This is a genomic window from Streptomyces tremellae (assembly GCF_039540215.1).
Taxonomy (GTDB): Bacteria; Actinomycetota; Actinomycetes; order Streptomycetales; family Streptomycetaceae; genus Streptomyces; species Streptomyces tremellae.
In genome coordinates, this window is sequence record NZ_BAABEP010000053.1 from 18,117 (window position 1) to 41,620 (window position 23,504).

General features: G+C 73.2%; 20 protein-coding genes. All 20 read right to left on the reverse strand.

What is annotated here, in order from left to right; genetic code table 11:
* Window positions 1-22: 22 nt before the first annotated feature.
* The 20 genes from atpB to ABEA77_RS26815 all read right to left on the reverse strand — a co-directional run bounded on the left by atpB (window position 23) and on the right by ABEA77_RS26815 (window position 22,949).
* Entirely contained in the window at window positions 23-829 is an 807-nt protein-coding gene (atpB, locus tag ABEA77_RS26720; RefSeq protein ID WP_345652751.1) for a F0F1 ATP synthase subunit A, read from the reverse strand.
* Window positions 830-1,132: 303 nt separating this feature from the next.
* Window positions 1,133-1,603 (reverse strand): Cg1360 family ATP-synthase-associated protein, encoded by a 471-nt coding sequence (locus tag ABEA77_RS26725; RefSeq protein WP_345652753.1) that lies wholly within the window; start codon window positions 1,601-1,603, stop codon window positions 1,133-1,135.
* Between the two features lie 329 nt (window positions 1,604-1,932).
* Complete coding sequence (locus ABEA77_RS26730; protein ID WP_345652755.1) at window positions 1,933-3,366, reverse strand: MraY family glycosyltransferase; 1,434 nt, start codon at window positions 3,364-3,366, stop codon at window positions 1,933-1,935.
* A 181-nt stretch (window positions 3,367-3,547) separates the two neighbouring features.
* The gene (locus ABEA77_RS26735) at window positions 3,548-4,804 is read right to left on the reverse strand and encodes a serine hydroxymethyltransferase (protein WP_345652757.1); all 1,257 of its coding nucleotides are present in this window, start codon (window positions 4,802-4,804) and stop codon (window positions 3,548-3,550) included.
* A gap of 245 nt (window positions 4,805-5,049) precedes the next feature.
* Complete coding sequence (locus ABEA77_RS26740) at window positions 5,050-5,703, reverse strand: arsenate reductase/protein-tyrosine-phosphatase family protein (protein ID WP_345652759.1); 654 nt, start codon at window positions 5,701-5,703, stop codon at window positions 5,050-5,052.
* Complete coding sequence (locus ABEA77_RS26745) at window positions 5,700-6,347, reverse strand: L-threonylcarbamoyladenylate synthase (protein WP_345652762.1); 648 nt, start codon at window positions 6,345-6,347, stop codon at window positions 5,700-5,702. The genes ABEA77_RS26740 and ABEA77_RS26745 overlap by 4 nt, the downstream gene beginning before the upstream one ends.
* Before the next feature lie 130 nt (window positions 6,348-6,477).
* Complete coding sequence (gene prmC, locus ABEA77_RS26750) at window positions 6,478-7,317, reverse strand: peptide chain release factor N(5)-glutamine methyltransferase (RefSeq protein ID WP_345652793.1); 840 nt, start codon at window positions 7,315-7,317, stop codon at window positions 6,478-6,480.
* A gap of 172 nt (window positions 7,318-7,489) precedes the next feature.
* Complete coding sequence (gene prfA, locus ABEA77_RS26755; protein ID WP_345652765.1) at window positions 7,490-8,569, reverse strand: peptide chain release factor 1; 1,080 nt, start codon at window positions 8,567-8,569, stop codon at window positions 7,490-7,492.
* Between the two features lie 162 nt (window positions 8,570-8,731).
* Window positions 8,732-8,971, reverse strand: coding sequence for a 50S ribosomal protein L31 (rpmE, locus tag ABEA77_RS26760; RefSeq protein WP_345652768.1), 240 nt, complete (start codon window positions 8,969-8,971; stop codon window positions 8,732-8,734).
* Window positions 8,972-9,144: 173 nt separating this feature from the next.
* On the reverse strand, window positions 9,145-10,200 hold the full coding sequence (locus ABEA77_RS26765) for an LCP family protein (protein ID WP_345652770.1): 1,056 nt from the start codon (window positions 10,198-10,200) through the stop codon (window positions 9,145-9,147).
* A 267-nt stretch (window positions 10,201-10,467) separates the two neighbouring features.
* Window positions 10,468-12,474, reverse strand: a complete 2,007-nt coding sequence (gene rho / locus ABEA77_RS26770; RefSeq protein ID WP_345652772.1) for a transcription termination factor Rho — start codon at window positions 12,472-12,474, stop codon at window positions 10,468-10,470.
* 404 nt (window positions 12,475-12,878) lie between these two features.
* Entirely contained in the window at window positions 12,879-13,796 is a 918-nt protein-coding gene (gene thrB, locus ABEA77_RS26775; RefSeq protein WP_345652775.1) for a homoserine kinase, read from the reverse strand.
* A 434-nt stretch (window positions 13,797-14,230) separates the two neighbouring features.
* Window positions 14,231-15,322: a threonine synthase gene (gene thrC, locus ABEA77_RS26780; protein WP_345652777.1), complete on the reverse strand. Its 1,092-nt coding sequence runs from the start codon at window positions 15,320-15,322 to the stop codon at window positions 14,231-14,233.
* Between the two features lie 6 nt (window positions 15,323-15,328).
* Window positions 15,329-16,618, reverse strand: coding sequence for a homoserine dehydrogenase (locus ABEA77_RS26785; protein ID WP_345652795.1), 1,290 nt, complete (start codon window positions 16,616-16,618; stop codon window positions 15,329-15,331).
* 114 nt (window positions 16,619-16,732) lie between these two features.
* Complete coding sequence (lysA, locus tag ABEA77_RS26790) at window positions 16,733-18,100, reverse strand: diaminopimelate decarboxylase (protein ID WP_425588397.1); 1,368 nt, start codon at window positions 18,098-18,100, stop codon at window positions 16,733-16,735.
* 15 nt (window positions 18,101-18,115) lie between these two features.
* Window positions 18,116-19,111: an ArgS-related anticodon-binding protein NrtL gene (nrtL, locus tag ABEA77_RS26795; protein ID WP_345652780.1), complete on the reverse strand. Its 996-nt coding sequence runs from the start codon at window positions 19,109-19,111 to the stop codon at window positions 18,116-18,118.
* Window positions 19,112-19,168: 57 nt separating this feature from the next.
* Complete coding sequence (locus ABEA77_RS26800) at window positions 19,169-19,600, reverse strand: response regulator (protein WP_345652783.1); 432 nt, start codon at window positions 19,598-19,600, stop codon at window positions 19,169-19,171.
* 134 nt (window positions 19,601-19,734) lie between these two features.
* The gene (locus ABEA77_RS26805; protein WP_345652798.1) at window positions 19,735-20,457 is read right to left on the reverse strand and encodes an aldo/keto reductase; all 723 of its coding nucleotides are present in this window, start codon (window positions 20,455-20,457) and stop codon (window positions 19,735-19,737) included.
* Between the two features lie 267 nt (window positions 20,458-20,724).
* Window positions 20,725-22,101 (reverse strand): LLM class flavin-dependent oxidoreductase, encoded by a 1,377-nt coding sequence (locus tag ABEA77_RS26810; RefSeq protein WP_345652785.1) that lies wholly within the window; start codon window positions 22,099-22,101, stop codon window positions 20,725-20,727.
* The gene (locus ABEA77_RS26815; RefSeq protein ID WP_345652788.1) at window positions 22,098-22,949 is read right to left on the reverse strand and encodes an ABC transporter ATP-binding protein; all 852 of its coding nucleotides are present in this window, start codon (window positions 22,947-22,949) and stop codon (window positions 22,098-22,100) included. Before ABEA77_RS26815 ends, ABEA77_RS26810 begins: the two co-directional genes overlap by 4 nt.
* Window positions 22,950-23,504: the final 555 nt, after the last annotated feature.

A 23,504-nucleotide genomic window follows, 5' to 3' on the forward strand; every position in this document is an offset into this window, starting at 1 on the left:
CCGGGAGGGGCACTGACCTGGGTCAGTGGCCTTCCTGGAGCGCTCCCTGGATGTAGATCGAGGTGAGGAGCGTGAAGATATACGCCTGGAGGAACTGGATCAGGACCTCGAAGGCGGTCATGGCGGCGGCCAGGATGAAGGACCCTGCGGCCACCGCGGACATGATCGACGGCGTGAGCAGGTACCAGCTCGCGACGCTGAACATCACGATCAGCATGTGGCCGGCGAACATGTTGGCCCAGAGCCGCACCGCCAGGGTGAACGGCCGGGTGATCACGTTCTGGATGAACTCCAGGAGCACGATCAGCGGGATGATCGGCTTGGGCAGGCCCTCGATCCAGACGAGGTTCTTGACGCCGCCCTTGAGGCCGTTCTTCTTGAACGTCAGGAACATGTAGGTGACCCACACGCAGGCCGCGAGGACGACCGGGTAGGCGAACCGCGACGTGGCCGGGAACTGGGCCAGCGGGATCACCGACATGATGTTCATGATCCAGACGAAGAAGAAGATCGACGTCAGGAAGGGCACGTACTTGGAGCCCTCCTTGCCGATCACCTCGCGGGCGATGCTGCGCGCGATGAAGTTGTAGCCGATCTCGCCGATCAGCTGCAGCTTGCCGGGAACGAGCTTCGGCTTCCTGAACGCGAGCCAGAAGAAGCCCACGACGATCACCATGCAGATGACCGAGAGCAGCATCGGCTTGGTGAACTCCAGCCCGCCGATGGTCAGGAAGGGCTTGAAGTCGAACGAGTTGAGGCCCGGCGCAGGGAAGCCACATCCGGTGAAGAGGTGGCATCCGCTCTCAGCGAGCAGCGTGTGGGCACTCACCCGTGACTCCTTCGTCGTGATGCATGGGAAACGGCAACCTTGTGTGTCAGCGCGGCCCGTGGAGCCGCGGTTCGGCACGGGGAAAGTGGTGTGGCGGTGCCGCCGCGACCCACTGGAAGTTTCGGCCGAGGACCGGACGGCCCGGACGCCTCGCTGTCTCCACAGCCGCCAGCCCCGCCAACTCGGGGATGCCGCGGGCCGTCAGAGGAGTGGTGCGTCCTGCCCGTGGGCAGGGAGCGGCCCCCGCGGCCGGAAGCGATTCCGGACGATAGCAGATCGCGATCCGCCCTCTTCACGCCGCCCTTATGCCGCATCGTAGGACTTCGCCTTCGACGCGCGTCCGGCCCCCTTGCCGGCGGAGGACTTGGCGGGGAGCGTGGCCCCGGGGTCGACGTAGAGCATCTTGGCGGTGAGGCTCTGCTTGACCTGCCCGCCGACCCAGGAGAGCGCCGTCACGAGGAGTGTCAGCGCGAAGGCGCGCGCGTTGAACAGCGTTGTGTTCTGGAAGACGATGATGAAGACACCGATCAGCAGGATCTGCACCGCGTAGACCAGGAGCCCCGCCGTCATGGCCACCTGCGGGTTGTCGCGGGTGAGGCGCATCAGCGCGGCGGTGCCGAGGCCGAAGAAGACGGCGACGACGGCGAGCGCCACAAGTCCGCCGATCAGGCCCTTCTCACCGGCGACGATGGCGCTCACGACGGTGGCTACGACTCCCACGGGGACGGCGATGAACGCCGAACCCCGGAGAATCCGGGCGTCGTTGGACTGCATGAGGACAGCTCCAGCGGGACTTGGGGGTGGGTGTGCAGACGGTGGAGGACGGCGGCTCGTCGACTCTCCGACGTTGAACAGAGGTTAGCCCCCCGGCGCTTGCGCGCTGCGGGTGCACCCCGACCCGAAGGGCCTGTCCTGCCAAGGCCATTCGGCGTCCCTCACCTGGTAGTGAACGGTATCACAAACTATTTGATGAGGTCTTTACCTCGTTCGTGTGCTGACCGTCACACGTGAGGGCTATTCCGCTCTCGCGTGCAGGACGCCACAGCCACCGGTGTGGTAATGCCGCCGGATTTCCGAATTCACCGGATCCGTCCTCGTGGAAGTCAACGAGTTGATCCGGCTTTCCCGCGATCGGTGAATCCCGGCCCCGCCCCGAGCGCCGTCGCCCCGTGCACGCCCGCGGAGAGCGCGGCCGCCCGGCCGCCGCCGTCCTCCCCGTCCGAAGCGTCCTCGGCGCCGCCCTCCGCGCGGGCCTGCCCGCCCGCTTCCACGGCGGCCCCGTCCCCGGCCCCTTCGCCCGCCGCGGACGGCGCACCGGCCGCCCCGCCGTCCGCGACCTGCCGCCGCGCCGCGCGCCGGTAGCGCGGCGGTACGAACGACTCGGCCCAGCGCGGCACCCGCGGCCTGAACCGCGGCAGCAGCAACAGCACCAGGCCCACGGCGCTCAGCCCGACCAGCACCGGCAGCACCCAGTTCGAGCCCTGCGTCGAGTACACGACCGAGTACAGGACCACGCCGAAGGCGATCAGCGCCGACCAGAAGTACATGATCAGCACCGCGCGGGTCTTGGAGTGCCCGATGTCCAGCAGCCTGTGGTGCAGGTGGCCGCGGTCCGCGGCGAACGGCGACTGGCCGTTCCACGCCCGGCGCACCACCGCGAGCAGCAGGTCGGCCAGCGGGATCGCGATGATCGTGAGCGGCAGCAGCAGCGGGATGAAGACCGGGAGCGCGGCGTGCGTCGCCCCCCGGGTGCCGCCCTCGAACAGCGCGAGCGTGTCCGGGTCGACCTGGCCCGTCACCGAGATCGGGCCCGCGGCGAGCACGAGGCCGATGAGCATCGAGCCGGAGTCGCCCATGAAGATCCGCGCGGGGCTCATGTTGTGCGGCAGGAAGCCCAGGCACATGCCCATCAGGATCGCCGCGAACAGCGTCGCGGGGGCCGCGGCCTCGATCCCGTACCCGTACCAGAGGTGGTAGGCGTGCAGGAAGAACGCGGCGGCCGCGATGCAGACCACGCCGGCGGCCAGGCCGTCGAGGCCGTCCACGAAGTTGACCGCGTTGATGGTGACCACGACGACGGCGACCGTGAGCAGCGTGGACTGCCACTGGGTCAGCGAGACGGTGCCGACGCCGGGGACGGGCAGCCAGAGGATGGTCAGGCCCTGCATCACCATGACGCCCGCGGCGATCATCTGCGCGCCGAGTTTGATCAGCGCGTCGATCTCGAACTTGTCGTCCAGGACACCGATCAGCCAGATCAGCGCGGCCCCGGAGAGCAGCGCGCGCGGCTCGTTGGACTGGGCGAAGACCCCGCCCAGGTTGTGCAGGTTGTCGGCGACCAGCAGGCCCGCGCACAGTCCCAGGAACATCGCGACCCCGCCGAGGCGGGGCGTGGGTTCGCGGTGCACGTCGCGCGAGCGGATCGCGGTCATCGCCCCGACCGCCACGGCGAACTTGCGCACAGGACCGGTCAGCAGATAGGTCACCGCTGCCGTCACGCAGAGCGTCAGCAGGTAATCACGCACGGGCTGCCCCACAGGAATCGCTGGCCATGTCAGCCCCACACCCTAGCCCTCGCCGTACCGGCGCCGGATACCGCTCGCACCGGGCCGCCCCACAGGCTAGGACACCGAGGGCGGCCCGAACGGTTGCACAGGGGCCCGGTGGGCCGGCCTGGACGCCCGCCCCGGGGCCGCCCGCGCCCTGCGGCGCGGAAGGCTACGCAGTATAGGGCGGGAACTCCCCCGCAAGATCACGTACTTCCTCGCGCAGGACGCCGAGGCGGTGCTCGTCGCCGGTGAGCGCGGCCCCGGCGAGCCGGGCGACCGCGCGCATCTCGTCCTCTCCCATGCCCTGCGTGGTGACGGCGGCCGTGCCGAGGCGCAGCCCGCGCCGGGTGCCGTGCGGCAGCCCGCAGGTTTCCAGGACGAGGCCCGCGGCGGCGAGCCGGGCGCGCGCGGCCCTGCCGTCGAGGCCGAGCGGCGCGGGGTCCGCGGTGATCAGGTGGGTGTCGGTACCGCCTGTGGTGATGTCGAGGCCCTCGGCGGCGAGGGCGTCGGCGAGAGTGCGGGCGTTGGCGACGACGCGGTGCGCGTAGCCGGTGAAGGCGGGCGCCGCGGCCTCCCCGAACGCGACCGCCTTGGCGGCGATCACATGCATCTGCGCGCCGCCCTGGCTGAACGGGAACACCGCGCGGTCCACCCGCTCCGCCAGGTCGCGCCCGCACAGCAGCATCCCGCCGCGCGGCCCGCGCAGCACCTTGTGGGTGGTCGCGCAGACGATGTCCGCGTACGGCACGGGGCTGGGCGCCGCGCCGCCCGCGACCAGGCCCATCGGGTGGGCCTCGTCGGCGATCAGGTACGCGCCGACGTCGTCGGCGATCTCCCGGAAGGCCGCGTGGTCGAGGTGGCGCGGGTGGGCGATGGAGCCGCACACGACGGCCTTGGGCCGGTGGGCGCGGGCGAGGGTGCGCACCTGCTCGTAGTCGACGAGCCCGGTCTCCGGGTCGACGCCGTAGCCGACGAAGCGGAACCAGCGGCCGGAGAAGTTGACCCGCGCCCCGTGCGTGAGGTGGCCCCCGTACGGCAGTCCCAGCGCGAGCACCGTGTCACCCGGGCGCAGCAGGGCGGCATACGCGGCGAGCACGGCGGACGAGCCGGAGTGCGGCTGCACGTTGGCGTGCTCGGCGCCGAAGAGGCCGGTGGCGCGGGTGACGGCGATGCGCTCCGCGGCGTCCGCCAGTTCGCAGCCGCCGTGGTGGCGGGCTCCCGGATAGCCCTCCGCGTACTTGTTGGCGAGCGGCGAGCCGAGGGCGGCGAGCACGGCGGCCGAGGCGAAGTTCTCCGCGGCGCTCAGCTGGAGGCTGTCCGCCTGCCGCCGCGCCTCCCCGAGCAGGACGTCGGCGATCTCGGGGTCGTGGCGCCGCAGCGCGTCCGCGGTGTGGTGCACGGCGCTCGCGGAGGGGATGACCGACATGGCGCGCTCCGGTCGACTGTGGGCGGTTGCGTCCAGCGTAGGCCGCGCGGGCCGGGCGCGCGCGGCCTGCGGTTCCGGGTGCTCAGGACGCCCGCGCCGGCCCCCGGGCACCGGCGCGGGACGGCGGTGCCCGGGCCGGCTGCCCGCCTGGAGCCAGCGGACCGCAGGGGCGGCGCACGACGGCCCCCTGCGGCGGCGCAGGGGACGGCGGGGCGGCAGGCCCACGCGGGCGGCGGCCGGGCGGCTCAGAGGGCCGCGGGGACGCCGGTGAGGGCGGTGACGACCGGGTCGAGCGCCTGGTTGATCTCGTCGCCGATCGAGCGGAAGAGGGTGATGGGCGCGCCGTACGGGTCGTAGACCTCGTCGGCCTCCGCGCTGGGCGCCAGCAGCCAGCCGCGCAGCGCGGCGGCGGCCCGCACGAGCGCCCTGGCCCGCTCGACCACGCCCTCGTCGAGCGGGTCGGGCAGGGTGGCCGGGTCTATGGCGCGCACGAGCCGGGTGAACTCCTTCAGCGTGAAGGTGCGCAGGCCCGCGGAGTGGCCCATGGAGATCACCTGGGCCCGGTGGTCGCGGGTGGCCGTCAGGACGAGGTCCGCCCTGATGACGTGCTCGTCGAGCAGCTCCCGCCCGACGAAGCCGGAGGCGTCCGCGCCGAAGTCGGCGAGCACGGCCTCCGCGTTGGCCTCCATGGGGGCGCCCTCGTGGCCCCAGGTGCCCGCGCTCTCCACGATCAGCCCGCCCGTGAGGTCCTCGCCGAGGCGCGCGCTCAGGGCGTGCCGGTTCAGCCGCTCGGTGATCGGCGAGCGGCAGACGTTGCCTGTGCTGACGTGGAGGATGCGGAACGTGTGCTCGCCCCGCTGTGCGGTGTCCGCTATGCCACGCCCCTCAGGGGCGGTCAATTGGCCACCTCGAGGTCGGGTACCACCTTGCGCAGCTCCTCGGCGTCGAGCGCGCCCGCGCGCAGCAGGACGGGCACCTCGCCGGTGACGTCCACGATGGACGACGGCACGATGCCGGGCGTCGGGCCGCCGTCGAGGTAGACGGAGACCGCGTCGCCGAGCATGGTCCGCGCCGCGTCGCAGTCCTCGGGCGCCGGGTGCCCGGTGAGGTTGGCGCTCGAGACGGCCATCGGGCCGACCTCGGTGAGCAGTTCGATGGCGACCGGGTGCAGCGGCATGCGCACGGCGACGGTGCCCCTCGCGTCGCCGAGGTCCCACTGGAGCGACGGCTGGTGCCGGGCGATGAGCGTGAGCGCGCCCGGCCAGAACGCGTCGACCAGTTCCCACGCCTGCTCGGAGAAGTCCGTGACGAGGCCGTGCAGGGTGTTCGGGGAGCCGATCAGGACGGGGCTCGGCATGGTGCGCCCGCGGCCCTTCGCGGCGAGCAGGTCGCCGACGGCCTCGGCGGCGAAGGCGTCGGCGCCGACGCCGTAGACCGTGTCGGTGGGCAGCACGACCAGTTCGCCACGCCGCACGGCGGACGCGGCCTCCCGCAGACCGGTGGTGCGGTCGGTAGCGTCGTTGGTGTCGTAACGCCGTGCCATGGTCACAGGCTCCTTCTTCTCACGGGCTGGGTCCGCCGCGCGGACGGCGGGCGGCCGGCCCCCGCCCCGCGGTGCGCCCGGCGGCGCGGGGCGCGTCCCCGGGGCGCGGGCACATTCTGCCTCCCTGCCGTCACGGCAGTGCCTTGCGGGCGGTCGCGAAGCGCGGGCGGTTGTTGAGGTCGGGGTGGTCAGCCGCGTCCGCCCAGCCGGACTCCTCGCTGAAGATCCACGGGACCTGGCCGCCCTGGGTGTCGGCGTGCTCGACGACGACGAGGCCGCCGGGCCGCAGCAGCCGGTGTGCGGTGCGCTCGATGCCGCGGATGGTGTCGAGGCCGTCCTCGCCGGAGAACAGCGCCATCTGCGGGTCGTGGTCGCGGGCCTCGGGCGACACGTACTCCCACTCGGTGAGGGGGATGTACGGCGGGTTGGAGATGACCAGGTCGACCTGGCCGTCCAGCTCGGGCAGGGCGCGCAGGGCGTCGCCCGCGTGCACGGTGACCCGGGATCCCGCGGCGTTCTTGCGGGTCCACACGAGCGCGTCCTCGGACAGTTCCACGGCGTGCACGGTCGAGCGCGGCACCTCCTGGGCGATGGCGAGCGCGATCGCGCCCGAGCCCGCGCACAGGTCCACCACGACGGGCTCGACCACGTCCATGGCGCGCACCGCGTCTATGGCCCAGCCGACGACGGACTCGGTCTCCGGGCGCGGCACGAAGACGCCGGGGCCGACCTGGAGCTCCAGGTAGCGGAAGAACGCCCGCCCGGTGATGTGCTGGAGGGGCTCGCGGGCCTCGCGGCGGGCGATGGCCTCCCAGTAGCGGGCGTCGAAGTCGGAGTCCTTGACGGTGTGCAGTTCCCCGCGCTTCACGCCGTGCACGTAGGCGGCGAGCTCCTCCGCGTCGAAGCGGGGCGAGGGCACGCCCGCGTCGGCCAGCCGCCGGGTCGCCTGGGCGACCTCGGCGAGCAGCAGGCTGCGCGGCCCGGGGGCGCGGCGGCCGCTTCCCTGAGGGTCGCCGCCCGCACCGGTCGGCCCGCCGTGTGATGGCTGCACGCTGGTTCCTCCGGACTGCGTCGAGTGGTTGCCTGGCGGTCGGGGCCGCGGTGGCCCGGCGGCGGGGCCGCCGGCGCGGGCGGCCCCTCGGTCACTGCGCCGCGGCGAGCTTGGCCGCGGAGTCGGCGTCCACGCACGCCTGGATCACGGCGTCGAGGTCGCCGTCGAGCACCTGGTCCAAGTTGTACGCCTTGAAGCCGACGCGGTGGTCCGAAATGCGGTTCTCGGGGTAGTTGTACGTGCGGATCTTCTCCGAGCGGTCCACCGTGCGCACCTGGCTGCGGCGGGCGTCCGCGGCCTTCGACTCGGCCTCCTCCTGTGCCGCCGCCAGCAGCCTGGAACGCAGGATGCGCAGGGCCTGCTCCTTGTTCTGGAGCTGGCTCTTCTCGTTCTGGCAGGAGGCGACGACGCCGGTCGGCAGGTGCGTGATCCGGACGGCCGAGTCCGTCGTGTTGACGGACTGCCCGCCGGGGCCCGAGGAGCGGTAGACGTCGATGCGCAGGTCGTTCGGGTTGATCTCGACGTCGATCTCCTCGGCCTCCGGCGTCACGAGGACGCCGGCGGCCGAGGTGTGGATGCGGCCCTGCGACTCGGTGGCGGGCACGCGCTGCACGCGGTGCACCCCGCCCTCGTACTTGAGCCTGGCCCAGACGCCCTGCCCCGGCTCGGTGGCGCCGCCCCCGCCCTTGGTCTTCACCGCGACCTGGACGTCCTTGTAGCCGCCGAGTTCGGACTCGGTGGAGTCGATGATCTCGGCCTTCCAGCCGACGCGCTCCGCGTAGCGCAGGTACATGCGCAGCAGGTCGCCGGCGAACAGCGCGGACTCGTCGCCGCCCGCGCCCGCCTTGATCTCCAGGATGACGTCCTTGTCGTCGCTGGGGTCGCGGGGCACGAGCAGCAGCCGCAGGCGCTCGGTGAGCTCCTCGCGGCGCGCTTCGAGCTCCTTGACCTCGGCGGCGAAGTCGGGGTCCTCAGCGGCCAGCTCCCTGGCGGTCGCGATGTCATCGCCCGTCCGCTTCCAGGAGTGGTACGCGCCGATGATCGGCGTCAGCTCGGCGTACCGCTTGCCGAGCCTGCGCGCGTTGGCCTGGTCGGCGTGGACCGACGGGTCGGCGAGCTTCTTCTCCAGGTCGGCGTGCTCGCCGACCAGGTCCTCGACCGCCTCGAACATCGGGGGCTCCTGGGGTGGTGAAAGGTGCTGCGGGGTGGCGGGCTCGGGGTGCGGCGCGACCTCTCCTGCGGCCGTGCGCGGGACCCACCGGCCGCCCGGGACGCCAAAGCGCCGGTCCCTGCGCCCCTGTGCGGGGCGCCGGGGACCGGCGCGGGGTGCTCGCTACTTCTTGGCGGAGCCGGCCTTGCCGGACGTGGCGCCCTTGCCGAAGCGGGCCTCGAAGCGGGCCACGCGGCCACCGGTGTCGAGGATCTTCTGCTTGCCCGTGTAGAACGGGTGGCACTCGGAGCAGAGGTCCGCGCGGATGGTGCCGGACTCGATGGTGCTCCGGGTCGTGAACGACGCGCCACAGGTGCAGCTGACCTGCGTCTCGACGTACTTCGGGTGGATGTCGTTCTTCACGGGTTTCTCCTAGTTCGGGGAGGGCGCCGGGTCGTACGCGCGGAAGTGCTCGTACGTGAACCGGGACCAGCGGACCAGTTTGCCAGTAGGGGCCGCATCTCCCAAAACCGGAGTCCGCGCCTCCTTGTTCCCGCCCGGTACCAGGCGGTCGCGCGGGACCGGGCCGCCGCCGCTCAGCCTCCGCTGATGACGCCGGTGGCGTCGCCGGTGTCGCCCGCGGAGCCCTTGGTCGCGGACTTCGGGATCGGCCTGTCCTGGCGCAGCGCCTGCCACACCGTGCGGGCGCCGGGCTGGAGCGGTACGACCCGGTTGGGGTTCGCCGGGTCGTACTTCACCGGCAGGGTGACCATCGTCACGTCCCCCGCGGACAGGTCCTTGAAGCCGCCGGCGAAGCCGATCAGCTCGTCGACGCTGTCGAGCCCGGAGTCCGGGGTGATGGCCTTGGTCGCGGTGTCCGCGAGGTCGAACAGCTTCTTCGGGTCGCTGAACAGGCCGATGCCCCGCACCTGGTGGATGAGCGCCTTGATGAACGCCTGCTGGAGCTGGATGCGGCCGAGGTCGCTGCCGTCGCCGATGGCGTGGCGGGTGCGGACGAGGCCGAGGGACTGCTCGCCGTCGAGGGTGTGCGTGCCGGGGCCGAGCGTGAGGTGGCTGTCCTTGTCGTGGATGGCGCGGGTCGTGGTCACCTTCACGCCGCCGAGCTCGTCGATGAGCTTCTTGAAGCCGGTGAAGTCGACCTCGACGTAGTGGTCCATGCGGACGTCCGTCATCCGCTCGACGGTCTTCACGGCGCAGGCGGGCCCACCCGCCTCGTAGGCGCTGTTGAACATCGCCGACCGGTCGCCCTGCACGGTGCGGCCCTTGTCGTCCGTGCAGGCGGGACGGTCGACGAGGGTGTCGCGCGGTATGGAGACCACGGACGCCTTGGTGTGGCCGTGGTAGATGTGCACGACCATCGCCGTGTCGGAGCGCGCGCCCGAGCTCCTGCCGTACTTCGCGTTCGCGCCGGAGCGCGAGTCGGAGCCGAGCACGAGGATGTCCTCGGAGCCGTTGTCGACGTCGTGCGGGCGGTGCGAGCCGAGCTGGGCGTTGATGTCGATGCCGCTGAGGTTGCCGTTCAGACGGGCGTACACGTACCCAAGGCCGCCCACGATGACGGCGACGAGCACCACGAGGGTCACGATCACGCCCTTGAGCGTGCGGCGGCGGGTGCTCCGGTCGGCGGTCATGGTCTCCCTCGGCTTCGGGCCCGGTCCCCCTGCCTGGTCCGCGGGCGCGGCACGCCTGTGTGCTGTTGTGCGGCGTCCGGGTGAGGTCGCTGCTCCTTCCGTGCGCGTGCCCGTCCTGCCCCGCGCCCACTCTGCGCCGGCGCGGCGGCCCTGGCGGTGGGGTTCACCGGCAGTTCATCAAGGGTGGCACGAAGGTGCCCCCTCGCGCTTCCCGAGCGCGAGGGGGCACCGTCTCCCCTACGGGTGCCGGCGGGGCCGGCGGGGCCGTCAGTCGTTGCCGTTGCCCGGCATCGGGGTGGTCTTCTGGATCTGGAGCAGGAACTCCGCGTTGGACTTCGTCTGCTTCATCTTGTCCAGCAGCAGCTCGATGGCCTGCTGCTGGTCGAGGGCGTGCAGCACGCGGCGGAGCTTCCAGACGATGGACAGCTCGTCCGAGCCGAGCAGGATCTCCTCCTTGCGGGTGCTCGACGCGTCGACGTCGACCGCGGGGAAGATGCGCTTGTCGGAGAGCTTGCGGTCGAGCCGCAGCTCCATGTTGCCCGTGCCCTTGAACTCCTCGAAGATGACCTCGTCCATCCGCGACCCGGTCTCCACCAGCGCGGTCGCGAGGATGGTCAGCGAGCCGCCGTCCTCGATGTTGCGCGCGGCGCCGAAGAACCGCTTCGGCGGGTAGAGCGCGGTCGAGTCGACACCGCCGGAGAGGATGCGGCCGGAGGCCGGGGCCGCCAGGTTGTAGGCGCGGCCGAGGCGGGTGATGGAGTCGAGCAGCACGACCACGTCGTGCCCGAGCTCCACGAGGCGCTTCGCGCGCTCGATGGCCAGCTCGGCGACGGTGGTGTGGTCCTCGGCGGGGCGGTCGAAGGTCGAGGAGATGACCTCGCCCTTGACCGACCGCTGCATGTCGGTGACCTCTTCCGGCCGCTCGTCGACGAGGACGACCATGAGGTGGCACTCGGGGCTGTTGACCGTGATCGCGTTGGCGATCGACTGGAGGATCATCGTCTTGCCGGTCTTCGGCGGGGCGACGATCAGGCCGCGCTGGCCCTTGCCGATGGGCGAGACCAGGTCGATGATCCGGGTGGTCAGGACGCCCGGGTCGGTCTCCAGGCGGAGCCTGTCCTGCGGGTAGAGCGGCGTGAGCTTGTTGAACTCGGGACGGCCGCGGCCGCTCTCGGGCGCCATGCCGTTGACCGAGTCGAGGCGGACCAGCGCGTTGAACTTCTCGCGGCGCTCCCCCTCCTTGGGCTGCCGCACGGCGCCGGTGACGTGGTCGCCCTTGCGCAGGCCGTTCTTGCGGACCTGGGCGAGCGAGACGTACACGTCGTTCGGGCCCGGCAGGTAGCCGGAGGTGCGGATGAACGCGTAGTTGTCGAGGATGTCGAGGATGCCCGCGACGGGGATCAGGACGTCGTCCTCGGCGACCTGCGGCTCCGCGCCGAAGTCCTCGCGGCCGCGCCGGCCGCGCCGGTCGCGGTAGCGGCCGCGGCGCCCGCGACGGCCGCCGCCGTCCTCGTCGAAGTCGTCCTGGGCGCCGCCCTGGCGGTCCCTGCGGCCCTGCTGGCCGCCGCCCTGCTGCTGGTCGCCGTCGCCCTTGCCGCGGCGGCCCTGCTGACGGTCCCTGCGGTCCTGCTGCTGGCCGTCGCGGCCCTGGCCGTCGCCGCGGCCCTCGCGTCCCTGGCCGCCCTGCTGGCCGCGCTCCTGGCGGTCGCCGCGGCCCTGGCCGTCACGGCCCCGGTCCTGGCGGCCCTGGCCGCCGTCGCGCTTGCCCTCTGCCTCGGGGGCGGCCTCGGCCCTCGGCTCCGCCTTGGCGGTGTCCGCGCCCTGCTCGGGGGTGCCGGCGGGGGCGGTGGCGCGGCGCCTGCCGCGGCGCTCCCCGGCGGCCGGCTCGTCGCTCGCGGGCTGGCCGGGGATGTCGATCTGCTGCTGGGAGCCGGTGTCCGTGGCGCTCTCCGCCTGCGTGTCACCCGTGCGGGCGCGGGACGTGGCGCGGCGCTTCGGCTTGGCCTCGGCGTCGGCGTCCTTGGCGGCCGGGGCGCCGCCGCCGGCCTGCGCCTCCTTGATGACGTCGATCAGCTGGCTCTTGCGCATCCGCGCCGTGCCCCTGATGCCGAGGCCGGACGCGACCTGCTGCAGCTCGGCCAGGACCATGCCGTCGAGGCCGGTGCCGGAGCGGCGGCGCCGTGAGGTGGTGCCGGAGGCAGCACCTGCGGCGGGCGCGGTCGTGTCGACGCTGTCGTCGGCAGTCACGCCCATCAGATCGGTGGTGTCGCTCACGAAGGGTCCTTCCCTGGAGCGGACGTCGGCCATCTGGCTCGGCGACCGGTTGTGCTGTCCGGCTGCGGCCCTTGCTTGTGGACCGTGCCGGGGCGGTGGTCCCGCCGGATACGGCGGAGAAACATGCATACGTGCGGTGGGTCCCGGCCCGAGACCCCCTGCTCGACCCTCTACGGGGAGAAGCGCGGGAGGCCGTGCCGGTTCCGGTGCGTGCTCAAAACTGCTCAGGCAGGCTGCTCAGGCAGTTGAGGAGGCTCCCGGAAGAAGGGTGGTCCCGAAAGGGGACGCTAAGCACCGGGCCACTAAGACTCCGAATGCAGTCTTGAGGTTAACACTACCGGCTCCAACAAACATTCCCCCTCTCGCACACCGGCAATCGCGATTCCGAGATCCCGGCGCCCCTTTCACGAACCGAGCGGCAGAACGCTCGCTCCCGCCGTGTCGAGGGAGAGCCGGTTCGCGGCCCACCCCTCCCCGGCCAGCCGTGCGACCTTGTCGGCCGCACCCTCCTCGACCAGCGCGATGACGGTGGGTCCCGCGCCGGAGATCATCGCGGGGACGCCGTCCTCGCGGAGCCTGTCGACCAGGGCGACGCTCTGCGGCATCGCCGGCTGCCGGTACTCCTGGTGGATGCGGTCCTCCGTGGCGGGAAGCAGGAGCTCGGGACGCCTGGTCAACGCCTCGACGAGCAGCGCGGCGCGGCCCGCGTTGGCCGCCGCGTCGACGTGCGGGACGGTCCGCGGCAGCAGGCCGCGCGCGGTCTCCGTGAGCACCGGCGCGTCCGGTACGAACACCACGGGGACGACGGAGGGCGCGGGGTCCATGCGGATGGCGCGCGCAGCGCCGCTCTCCGTCCAGGCCAGGGTGAAGCCGCCGAGCAGGCAGGCCGCGACGTTGTCGGGGTGGCCCTCGATCTCGGTGGCGAGTTCGAGCAGCGCCGCGTCGTCGAGTCTGGCGTCCCCGCCTATGGTCACGGCGCGGGCGGCGACGATGCCCGCGCAGATCGCGGCGGACGAGGAGCCGAGGCCGCGGCCGTGCGGGATGCGGTTGGCGCAGACGACCTCAAGGCCCCTGGGCTGGCCGCCCAGCAGGTCGAAGGCCGTGCGCAGGGCGCGCACCAGCAGGTGGTTCTCGTCGCGGGGCAGCGTCTGCGCGCCCTCGCCCGCGATGTCGATGTGCAGTCCCGCGTCGGCGACGCGGACGACGACGTCGTCGTAGAGCCCCAGCGACAGGCCGAAGGCGTCGAAGCCAGGACCGAGATTGGCGCTGGTGGCGGGGGTGCGCACCCGTACGGCGGCGGCGCGGAAGGCGGGACCGGCCATCGCTCTGACGACTCTCCTTGTGCCTGCGGGGGTTCGGCTGCGTGCTCTCGCGTGGTGTCCACGGAAGGCTGCCCACACGGGACGGTCACCGCGGCACGCGCGGCAACACCGCGGCAGGTGCGGCGGGGTGGGCCCCTCCACCCTATCGAAGGAAAGACGCACCGCGACATAGGGCGCACGGGAGGCGCACGATGCGTGTCGCGTGCGGGCCGTGCGCCTTCGCCGTTCCCTCCCCTCTTGCCCCCGCCTTCCCTCCCCGCTTGCCCCGCCTTCCCTCCCCGCTGCTCCCCCTCGTCCCCTGCCGGCCTCGCCCCTCCCGGCACCCCGCCCCGCCCGACGCGTGTGCGCGCGGGGGGCTGCGTTCCTGGCGCCGCTCCCTGCGGTGAGGTCGACCCGACGCGTGTGCGCGCGGGGGCTGCCCGTACGGGCTGCCGTCAGGCGAGGCCGAGTTGGTCGGCCGCGGCGGCCGCGTCGACGGGTACGGTGACGGGCTGCGGGGCGCCCTGGACGGCCCAGTCGGGGTCCTTGAGGCCGTTGCCCGTGACCGTGCAGACGATGCGCTGGCCGGGGTCGACCCTGCCCTCCTCCGCGGCCTTGAGCAGGCCGGCGACCGAGGCGGCGGACGCGGGCTCCACGAAGACGCCCTCCTGCGCGGCGAGCAGCCGGTAGGCGCGGAGGATCTGGCGGTCGGTCACCTCGTCGATGAGGCCGCCGGACTCGTCGCGGGCGTTCAGCGCGAGCTGCCAGGACGCGGGGTTGCCGATGCGGATGGCGGTGGCCACGGTGTGCGGCTCCTTGACGACCTCGCCGCGCACGATGGGCGCGGAGCCGGAGGCCTGGAAGCCCCACATGCGGGGGGTGTGCGTGGCGGGTCCGTCCGCGGCGTACTCCCGGTACCCCTTCCAGTACGCCGTGATGTTGCCGGCGTTGCCGACGGGCAGGACGTGCACGTCGGGGGCGTCGCCGAGGGCGTCCACGATCTCGAAGGCGGCGGTCTTCTGGCCCTCGATCCTGACCGGGTTGACGGAATTGACCAGCGACACAGGGTAGTTGTCCGCGAGCGAGCGGGCCAGCGTGAGGCAGTCGTCGAAGTTGCCGTCGACCTGGAGGATGCGGGCGCCGTGCACGAGGGCCTGGCCCATCTTGCCGAGGGCGATCTTGCCCTGCGGCACGAGGACCGCGCAGACCATGCCGGCGCGTACCGCGTAGGCGGCGGCCGAGGCCGAGGTGTTGCCGGTGGAGGCGCAGATCACGGCCTGGGCGCCCTCGGCCTTGGCCCGGGTGATGGCCATGGTCATGCCGCGGTCCTTGAACGAACCCGTGGGGTTGGCGCCCTCGACCTTGAGGTGCACCTCGCAGCCGGTGCGTTCGGAGAGCACCTGTGCGGGCACGAGCGGCGTGCCGCCCTCCCTGAGGGTGACGACCTGCGTCGCGGCGTCGACCGGAAGCCGGTCGCGGTACTCCTCGATGACGCCGCGCCACTGGTGGGTGCCCTGTGCGGGGCCGCGGTCGACTGCGATGGTCATGGGTCCCTACTCCCCTTCAACACGCATGATGCTGGCGACACCGCGCACGGTGTCGAGTCCGCGCAGCGCCTCGACGGTGCCCGAGAGGGCGGCGTCGAAGGCCCGGTGCGTGACCACGACGAGGGATGCCTCGCCGTCCTTGCCCTTCTGACGGACGGTATCGATGGAAACGCCGTGCTCGGCGAAGACCGTCGCCACTTGGGCGAGCACACCCGGTTTGTCGGCGACGTCGAGGCTGATGTGGTAGCGGGTGACCACGTCGCCCATGGGGCTGACGGGCAGCCGCGCGTACACGGACTCCCCGGGACCCCTGGCCCCGGCGAGCCTGTTGCGGCAGACGGCGACGAGGTCGCCGAGGACGGCGGACGCGGTGGGCGCGCCGCCCGCGCCCGGCCCGTAGAACATCAGCTGCCCCGCGGCCTCGGCCTCGACGAAGACCGCGTTGTACGCCTCGCGCACGGAGGCCAGCGGGTGGCTGAGAGGGATCATCGCGGGGTGGACGCGGGCGGTGACGGACTTCCCGTCGGCGGCGCGCTCGCAGATCGCGAGGAGTTTGACCGTGCAGCCCATGCGCTTGGCGGAGGCGAGGTCGGCCGAGGTGACCTCGGTGATGCCCTCGCGGTGCACGTCGTCGAGGCGTACGCGGGTGTGGAAGGCGATGCCCGCGAGGATGGACGCCTTCGCCGCCGCGTCGAAGCCCTCGACGTCCGCGGTCGGGTCGGCCTCCGCGTAGCCGAGCGCGGTGGCCTCGTCGAGCGCCTCCGAGTAGCCGGCGCCCGAGGTGTCCATGCGGTCGAGGATGAAGTTGGTGGTGCCGTTGACGATGCCGAGCACGCGCTGCACGTGGTCGCCGGCGAGGGACTCGCGCAACGGCCTGACCAGTGGGATCGCCCCGGCGACCGCGGCCTCGAAGTAGAGGTCGCGGCCGTGGCGCTCGGCGGCCTCGTTGAGGGTGGCGCCGTCCTCCGCGAGCAGCGCCTTGTTGGCGGAGACGACCGAGGCGCCGTGCTCGAAGGCGGTGGCGATGAGGGTGCGCGCGGGCTCGATGCCGCCGATGACCTCCACGACCACGTCGATGTCGCCGCGCTTGACCAGTGCCGTCGCGTCGGTGGTGACGAGGCCGGGGTCGATGCCTTCGCGCACCTTGCCGGGGCGCCTGACGGCGATCCCGGCGAGTTCGAGCGGCGCGCCGATCCTGGCGGCGAGGTCGTCCGCGTGCGTCGTCATGATGCGCGCCACCTCTGTGCCGACCACGCCACAGCCAAGCAGCGCCACCTTCAGCGGACGCGTACGCATCATCCGACCTACGCCTTTCGTCGAGCCCCGCGGCCTTGAGCGGGGGTGTTCACCAGTCTCGTGCACGGCCAGGAAGTTTCCTGCCACCGTCCAGATTCCGAGATGTTTGTCTCGTCATCCCACGTCCAGACGGAGAAGATCTTCTTCCGTCTCGCGCCGGACGATCACCCGGGCCGCCCCGTCGCGCACGGCGACGACCGGCGGCCTGAGGGCGTGGTTGTAGTTGCTCGCGAGTGCCCGGCAGTACGCGCCGGTCGCGGGCACCGCGACCAGGTCGCCGGGGGCGAGGTCGGCGGGCAGGTAGGCGTCGCGCACGAGGATGTCGCCGCTCTCGCAGTGCTTGCCGACGACCCGTACGAGCATGGGCTCGGCGTCGGAGGCCCGGGAGACCAGGGCGACGCTGTACTCGGCGTCGTACAGGGCGGTGCGGATGTTGTCGGACATGCCGCCGTCGACGCTCACGTAGGTGCGGAGCCCTTCGAGCGGCTTGACCGTGCCGACCTCGTACAGCGTGAAGGCGGTGGGGCCGACGATGGCGCGGCCCGGTTCGACGGAGATGCGGGGCGTGCGCAGGCCGGCGGCGTCGCACTCGTGGCCCACGATCTCGGCGAGGCGCTTGGCGACCTCCTGCGGCTCGCGCGGGTCGTCTGCGGGGGTGTAGGCGATGCCGAGGCCGCCGCCGAGGTCGATCTCGGGCAGCTCGGCGCCGTGCTCGTCGCGGATGCGGCCGAGCAGTTCGACCACGCGGCGGGCGGAGACCTCGAAACCGGCCATGTCGAAGATCTGCGAGCCGATGTGGGAGTGCACGCCGGTCAGTTCGAGGCTGTCGTGGCCGAGGATGCGGCGGGCGGCCTCCTCGGCCTGCCCGCCGGCCAGCGCGAGGCCGAACTTCTGGTCCTCGTGGGCGGTGGCGATGAACTCGTGGGTGTGCGCCTCGACGCCGACGGTGACCCTGATCTGCACCTTCTGCCGCACGCCGAGCGCGCGGGCGGCGTGGGCGACGCGGGCGATCTCCTGGAAGGAGTCGACGACGATGCGGCCGACCCCGGCGGCGACGGCGCGCTCGATCTCGGCGGGTGTCTTGTTGTTGCCGTGGTAGCCGATGCGCTCCGCGGGCATGCCGGCGTCGAGGGCGGTGGCCAGCTCGCCGGCCGAGCACACGTCGAGGTGCAGGCCCTCCTCGGCGAGCCAGCGCACGACGGCGCGGGACAGGAACGCCTTGCCCGCGTAGTACACGTCCGCGCCGGGCCCGAAGGCGTCCTTCCAGGCGCGGCAGCGGGCGCGGAAGTCGGCCTCGTCCAGGATGTACGCGGGGGTGCCGAACTCCTCGGCGAGGCGGGTGACGGCGAGGTCCTGCACGGTGACGACGCCGTCGGCACCCCGGGCGACGCCCTGCGCCCACACCTTCTCGTCGAGCGTGTTGAGGTCGGCGGGCAGGTCGGGTCCCGGCTGCGCGGCGGCGGACTTGGCGGAAGCGGTCATGGCTGGTGGGCTCTTTCAGAGGTGTGCGGGTGCGTCGACGCCGAGCAGGGTCAGGCCGCCTGCGAGCACCGTCCCGGCGGCTTCGGCGAGCGCGAGCCGGGCGCGGTGGGCGGCCGAGGGTTTCTCGTCGCCGACGGGCAGGGGGCGGCTCTCCGCGAGGAAGCGCAGGGTGTGGTCCGCGGTCGCTTCGAGGTGGCGCGCGAGCCGGTCGGGCGCGCGGTGGCGGGCGGAGGCCGCGAGGACGCGGGGGTGGTCCGCGAGGACGTCGAGCAGCGTACGGGCCGGGCCGCGGCCGAGGGTGTCCGGGGTGGCGGCGTCCGGGGCGAGGCCGAAGGCGGGCGCGGCGCGCAGCGCGGCGCGGGCGCGGGCGTGCGCGTAGCGGACCAGGAACAGCGGGTTGCTCTCGCGCTGCGCGAGCAGCGGCCCCGGGTCGGTGCGCGGCCGGTCGTGGGCGGCAGGCCGCAGCAGCGCCCAGCGGCTCGCGTCGGGGCCGAGCGCCGCGGGGTCGTACGAGGCGGGCGCGGGCACGACCCGTACGGTCTCGGTGCCGCCCGGCTCGACGGCCGCGTCGGCGCCCTGGGTGCGCAGCAGGCGCACCGCGGCGGCCATCCAGGCGGCGGCGCGCGGCTCGGCCGCGGGGGCGAAGCGGAGCACCAGGCCCGCGAGAACGTCGCCGTGGCCGTAGCGCGCGCCCTCGGCGCGTATCCGGGCGAGCGCGGGCTGCGCGGCGGGCGCGGCGAGGGTGAAGTTGAGGAAGCCGGGGCCTGTGATGTCGACGCGGGCGAACGCGGGGGACGCGAGACGGTCCCTGAGTACCTCGGCGACCCGGCGGGGCGGCCGGCCGGCCTCGGCGGCGAGGCGGAGTGCGGCGTTGGTGGTCCAGTCGCCGGTGCCGCCGGGGCGTGGGCGCTCGACGTGGACCCTCTCGGGGACGGCCACCGCGAGCTCGCCGTCGCGCACCGCGCGGCACACGGCGTGCCGTACGGTGCGGGAGAGCTCGGCGGGGGTCACAGGACAAGCGTATGGGAGGACCCGCCCCTCTTCGCGAGCCGGTTTGCCCGGGGGCCGTCAGCAGCGGCGGCTGCGGCCCGGCTCGACGGGGCGGCGGACGGCGGCGGCGCGCGGGTGCGCCCCGGCCAGCCGCCGGACGAGACTGACCAGGTCGGCGGGGTCGAAGGGCTTGGCGAGAAAGGCGTCGGCGCCCGCGCGGTGTGCGGCCTCCGCCTCGTGCTGGAGCCCCGCGCTGATGAGCGCGAGCGGCAGGTCGCGGGTGCGGGGGTCGGCGCGCAGCAGGGCAGCGGTGCGCAGGCCGTCGAGGCGGGGCATCACGACGTCGAGCGTGATGACGTCGGGGGCGGCGTCGTGGACGACCTCAAGGCACTCGACGCCGTCGGCCGCGGTCACGACCTCGAAACCCTCCAGTTCGAGATTGACCCTGATCAGCTGCCGGATCACGCGGTTGTCGTCGACAACGAGCACCCGGCCGAACTCGCCTGACACAGCTAGAGGGTAGGTCGCGGGAGGCTGCCGCGTCCGGGTTTTGCCGGTTTCCCCCACGGTCCGCCGCTCCGGGCGTACTCAGGTGGCAGCGGCCTGCGCCGGGCAACGGGCCCTTCTGAAAGGCGAGTTGGCGGTCAGTGGGCACGGTGGCGCAGCGCGGCGCCGGCCAGGGCCCGCGGGACGCAGCCGCTGTCGCGCGGCGCGCGGTTCGTGCCGGGCGTGACGATCTCGTCGACGCGGTCGAGCACGTCCTGGGAGAGCCTGGTCCTGTCCGCGCCGAGCTGGGCCCCCGGCTGCTCCATGGCGCGCGGGCCGATGATCGCCGAGGTGACCGCCGGGTGTTCGAGCACGAAGGCGAGCGGGGGGCGGACGAGGGGGAGCCCGGTCTCCTCGGCGAGGCGGGCGAGCGCGTCCGCGGCCTCCGGCCCGGCGGCGTTCTCCGCGGCGCCGGTGCAGGAGCGCGCGCCCTGGTCGGCGCGGCTCGGCTCCGGCTGCGGCGCGCCCTTGCGGCGGCGGCCGGAGAGCCGGCCGCCCGCGAGGGGAGGCTCCAGGGGATGACGGCCAGCCCGTTCTCCTGCGCGACCGGCAGTATCTCGCGATCCCGCGCTCGATGCGGCGCACGAGCAGCGCGTACGGGGGCTGCTCAGAGACGCCCCGCTCGCGCCGCCGCGCGGTCCACCGGGGCCTGACGATCGGGCCCTGACGATCTCGGAGGACGGAAAGGTGGAGGCGCCGACGTGGCGGATCCTGCCCTGGTGGACGAGGGCGGAGAGCGCGCCGGGGGTCTCGTCGCGGCCGGCGCCGGGCCGCGGCCTGTGCACCTGGTGGAGGTCGATCCGGTCGGCGTCCGGGCACAGGGCGCGCTGGCCCGGACGCCCGTGCGTCCGAAGGGACGGTACTGCGTCGTCGTCCGCTCACTCCGTCGACGAGTCGACGCGGGCGGCGCGCTCGCCCGGCCGGCCCAGGGTCTTTCGTTTGACTCAGGGCGGATCTGCGGGCGGGGGCCTGTGCTGTGTGCAGCACGGCGGAGGAGGGAGTCGTGGGCGGAGCCCTGGCGACCGACGGCAACGCCGCGAGACGCGGTGCCGGGGCACCCGAGCCCGGCATGGTCCACACGAGAGGCCCTACGCCGGGCGGTCTGCGCCGGCACCGGGCAGCGGGGCCGGTGGGGCGTCGAAGAACCGGTTGGCCGGGCGGGCGAGCCCGTAGTGCTCGCGCAGCGTCGTGCCCTCGTACTCGGTGCGGAACAGGCCGCGCTCCTGGAGGACCGGCACCACGCGGTCGACGAACGCGGTGAGCCCGGACGGCAGTACGGCGGGCATCACGTTGAACCCGTCGGCCGCACCGCGCCCGAACCAGTCCTCGATGGTGTCCGCGATCTGAACGGGCGTTCCGGCGAAGGTGCGGTGGCCGCGGCCGCCGCCGAGCCGGCCGATCAGCTGCCGCACGGTGAGGTGTTCGCGCCTCGCGAGTTCCACGATGAGCGTGTAGCGGCTCTTGGCGCCCTCGATCTCGTCCTCTTCGGGGAGCCCTTCGGGGAGTTCCGCGTCGAGGTCGAGCGCCGACTCGTCGAGCCTGAGCGTCCTGGCGAGCTGGCGCCGCGCGTACTCGGGCACGATGAGCCGGTCCAGCTCGGCGTCGAGGTCGCGCGCCTCGGCCTCGGTGTCGCCGATGACGGGCACGATGCCGGGCAGGATCTTGACCGTGCCGGGGTCCCGGCCGAGACGCAGCGCCCTGCGCTTGACGTCCTGGTAGAAGGCGACGGCCTCCTGGAGGGTCTGCTGCGCGGTGAAGACGGCCTCGGCGTAGCGGGCGGCGAAGTCCTTGCCGTCCTCGCTCGACCCCGCCTGGACGAGCAGGGGGTGACCCTGCGGCGGGCGGGGCACGTTGAGGGCGCCCTCGACGCGGAAGTACGGCCCCAAGTGCTCGACGCGCCGCACCCGCGCGGGATCAGCGTGCACGCCGCGCTCCTTGTCCGCGACGACGGCGTCGTCCGCCCAGCTGTCCCAGAGTTCGGCGGAGACGTCCACGAACTCGGCGGCGCGCGCGTAGCGTTCGCGGTGCGGCGGGGTGTCGTCGAGGCCGAAGTTGCGGGCGGCGTCCGCGCCCGCGGTGGTGACGATGTTCCAGCCTGCGCGGCCCCCCGAGAGATGGTCGAGGGAGGCGAAGCGGCGGGCCAGGTTGTACGGCTCGTTGTAGCTGGTCGAGGCGGTCGCGATCAGTCCGATCCGCTCGGTGGCGCCGGCGAGCGCGGCGAGCAGCACGGTGGGTTCCAGCTTCCCCGCCGGGCGGCGGCCCGGGTCGCCCATCAGGACCGGGCTGTCGGCGAGGAAGACCGAGTCGAGCTTTCCGCGCTCGGCGATGCGGGCGAGTTCGCGGTAGTGGCCGATGTCGGTGCTCGCGTACGGGTCGGACTCGGGCAGCCGCCAGGACGCCTCGTGGTGCCCCGTCGACATGAGGAAGGCGTTGAGGTGCAGGCGGGGACGGTCAGCGGTGGTCATCGGCGGGTCTCCTCCGGGGTGTCGGCGGGGGCGGGGGCGGGGGCGACGCGGTGCGCGGGGGCCGGACGGGCGGTGGGGACCGGGCCGGCCCGGTGTCCGGGTGCCGCGCCGAGCGCGGCCAGCAGCGTGTCGCGGTACTCCTGGAAGCGCGGGTCGCGCCGGGCGCGCGGGGCGGGCAGGCCGATCGGCAGGTCGACGGCGAGCCTGCCGCGGTCGAGGACGAGCACGCGGTCGGCGAGTTCGACGGCCTCGTCCACGTCGTGGGTGACGAGCAGGACGGCGGGCCTGTGCCGCTCGTACAGTTCGCGCAGCAGGTCGTGCATCCTGATCCGGGTCAGAGCGTCCAGCGCGCCGAACGGCTCGTCGGCGAGGAGGAGTTCGGGCTCGCGCACCAGAGCCCTCGCGAGTGCGGCGCGCTGCTGCTCTCCACCGGACAGCTCGTGCGGCCAGGCGCGTTCGCGGCCCGCGAGGCCGACCTCTTCGAGCGCGGTCAGCGACCTGCGGCGGGCGCCGGCCCCGGTGAGGCCGAGGGCGACGTTGTCGAGGACGCGCGCCCACGGCAGCAGCCGGGAGTCCTGGAAGGAGAGCGAGACGCGGTCGGTGACGTCGAGCCTGCCCGAGCCCGCGACGTCCCGGTCGAGGCCCGCGACCGCGCGCAGCAGCGTGGACTTGCCCGAGCCGCTGCGGCCGAGGAGCGCGGTGAACTCGCCCGGTGCGACGGTGAGGTCGAGGCCGTCGAGCACGGTGCGCCCGCCGTAGCGGCGTACCAGGGCCTCGGCGCGCAGCGCGGACGCGGGCGCCTGTCCGGGGGCCGGCGCGGCGGTCAGCCGGTCACGGTGCGCCGCCATGACAGCGCCCTCCTCTCGGCCGCGCGCACGGCGGCGTCGGAGGCGTATCCGAGGACGCCGTACACGACGAGGCCGACGATGATCACGTCGGACTGGGCGTACTGCTGGGCCTGGAACATCATGTAGCCGATCCCGCTGGTGGCGTTGATCTGCTCGACCACGACGAGGCCGAGCCAGGACGAGGTGACGCCGAGCCGCAGCCCGGTGAAGAACCCGGGCAGCGCGCCGGGCAGCACGACCGCGCGCAGGTAGCGCCCGCGGCTGAGCCGCAGGACCCGGGCGAGTTCGAGATAGCGGCCGTCGATCGAGGTCAGGGCGGCGTGAGCGTTGACGTACATCGAGACGGCGACGCCGAGCGCGATGACGGTCACCTTCATGGCCTCGCCGATGCCGAGCCAGAGGATCAGCAGCGGCAGGAGCGCCAGGGACGGGATGGCGCGCTTGATCTGGAGGGGGCCGTCGACCAGGTACTCGCCGATCCGGCTAAGTCGGAGGCCAAGGGTCTTAGGAAGACAACGTGCGATCCCAACTCCTTGGCTCACAGAACGACATGGC